Consider the following 2,076-nt stretch of genomic DNA (forward strand, 5'->3'; position numbering starts at 1 on the left):
TTAACAATCCCCACCTCAAGGCCAAGGACCGCAACGAGTTTCTCGCTTGGCTCAAATCGCCTTTTCACCCCTCAATTTTTGTCGTGTAGTGTGAGCGTAAATAAGCCAAGGATAATCAGACAGAATTCAAATCTCAGTGGGAGATGAAATGAGTGGTTAGCAACCTGAATTGACGCAACCACCGAAGACGCGCCTTCCTCTCGTGGTTCAATGTAGAAAACGTCCCCCTCACTTCGAATATTAGCAAATTTATCCACGGAAATAATTGACATTGATTTAGTTCCAAGTCCAGGTAAGCTGGCTTCTTTCGGATACTGTTGAACGGCATACCACTTCCCTCCTATCTCCTGCTGCCAATTTATCTTCGGGTATTTAATAACAGTTCCGTCTGGAAAGGTCTCTGTGGGATAGCCCTTTGCCAAAGAGACAACACCTGCAGTAACCAAAGAAAAGCCGACGATACAAAAACCAGCAAACTGAGGGCCCGCTCTCATATTTCAGTAGAACAGTATTTATTAGCACGACGATGCTGCTATAGGAGCAGGACGATTGTTGAGAATACTTGTTACTTGGGAAGGTGTGGGGGGCTTGGTGTGAGTCATTTGCGGAAGTCTCTGATTCAAAGCTTAATTTACTGATTTTTCGATGCTGCCGCAAGATGAAAGAAATCGTTATCGTTTCTCTTCCTGATCCGAAAATCTTGGATCGGGTCGATAGTCAGGCATTGCGGAATAGTCGGATATTTTGACCTTCAGGTAGGGCGGAACGTCAGAGGCTTGGAAAAAGAGCGTAGGCACTCTTGTTCATAGGCAGAACCCCGTCGCCGGGCCATCAGGGAGCCCTGGCGTCCCGCCGGTAGAGGCAAAGTCGCATGTCCGGTGGTGTGGGGGGGACGGTTAGAACCCGTTACCTGCCCGATTCGTTGCGTGTTGTTTCACGGCGGCTCAAGCGAACCATAACATCACGAAAGTCTATTGCTCCTTCAGGTAAAAAGAATACACCTCCTCGCTCCGATCTCACTTCCAGTGAAACAGAGTGCGCTGGCGCAACATCTTTGAGCATCTCGACGAGAGAATCCACCCTATCATCAGAGATGTTAACTCGAATTCTCAGCGTTGAGTCATCGAAGGCTAGATTTACTTCGTCCTGATTCACTCCAGCCTTCTTCAGGGCATCAAATAATTTAGTGCCTTCGTCGCTATTAACGAACCCAATGGATTTCTTCCAACTGTTGCGTTCAAATCTCTCGGAGAGAAGCCAGTGAAGAGTGTAGCCGATAAAAATTCCGACGAGCAGAAAGGTAAATGCGAGAAATTTTCGGTTCATTTCTTTAGTGAACGTTTAGCACACTTAATCCGACCGATTCAGCAAGCTTTCATCCCTTCTACCACACCCCCTCCTCCAGTCAATCTCCGACCCGCCAACGCGGTCGGATTTGAAGTGCCGCGCATTGTTAGCCTTCTGCTATTGGCGAGAATCAGCGTAGAAACAACTCTCCTTCTGTTTCTCCAATCGTGATACTGCCATCACTAGAATATGGGTCTGTTCCAGATATGTTATATCGGGTCTTTATTTTAAATGTATCACCTGCATTCTCCGCAGACAAGATTTCGTAATACTGAGATATCCGATCTTGAAAAGATGCTAATATAACCTTAAAGCCATCAATATCACTGCAGAGTATTAGAAGCAATTCAGAGTATCCGCGACCTTTAAGAGCAATATTCGCCTGGATGACTTTGCGGCCTCTATACTCGCCAAGCTGCTTACAAGTTGCTGACTCAACATGAGCGCCTTCTGGCAACCACCCTGATGTAGCTTTGGGAACATCGAACAACAGCTCCGACAGCGGATATGTCCTTGATTCAAAAGCGGGCTCATCGCCCTCTTTTGCTGAATTTACCTTCGGCACCCACGAGTCCTCGGCGTAAACTATCCCTAGCAGAATGTAGAGAGTTAATAGGGCTTTCATATTTAGGCTAGATTATATGGTTGATGATTTGCCAGACCAGCACCTTTTCAAGGAAAAGTGGCGTGCTTAGGATTTTCGTGGGCTATCCCGCAGCCACTTGGACT

The 2,076-nt window shown here is 46.8% G+C and carries 3 protein-coding genes; all 3 read right to left on the reverse strand.

Features of this window, described 5'->3' with window-relative positions; all coding sequences use genetic code 11:
• Positions 1 to 71: 71 nt before the first annotated feature.
• The 3 genes from JIN78_RS16610 to JIN78_RS16620 all read right to left on the reverse strand — a co-directional run bounded on the left by JIN78_RS16610 (position 72) and on the right by JIN78_RS16620 (position 1,972).
• Positions 72 to 494 carry a hypothetical protein gene (locus JIN78_RS16610; RefSeq protein WP_200393120.1) on the reverse strand — a complete coding sequence of 141 codons (423 nt, stop codon included), beginning with the start codon at positions 492 to 494 and terminating at the stop codon, positions 72 to 74.
• Between the two features lie 412 nt (positions 495 to 906).
• Positions 907 to 1,326 (reverse strand): hypothetical protein, encoded by a 420-nt coding sequence (locus tag JIN78_RS16615; protein ID WP_200393121.1) that lies wholly within the window; start codon positions 1,324 to 1,326, stop codon positions 907 to 909.
• Positions 1,327 to 1,477: 151 nt separating this feature from the next.
• Positions 1,478 to 1,972, reverse strand: a complete 495-nt coding sequence (locus JIN78_RS16620) for a hypothetical protein (RefSeq protein ID WP_200393122.1) — start codon at positions 1,970 to 1,972, stop codon at positions 1,478 to 1,480.
• Positions 1,973 to 2,076 lie beyond the last annotated feature (104 nt).

The sequence above is a fragment of the Roseibacillus ishigakijimensis genome, assembly GCF_016595415.1.
GTDB classification, from domain to species: Bacteria; Verrucomicrobiota; Verrucomicrobiia; order Verrucomicrobiales; family Akkermansiaceae; genus Roseibacillus; species Roseibacillus ishigakijimensis.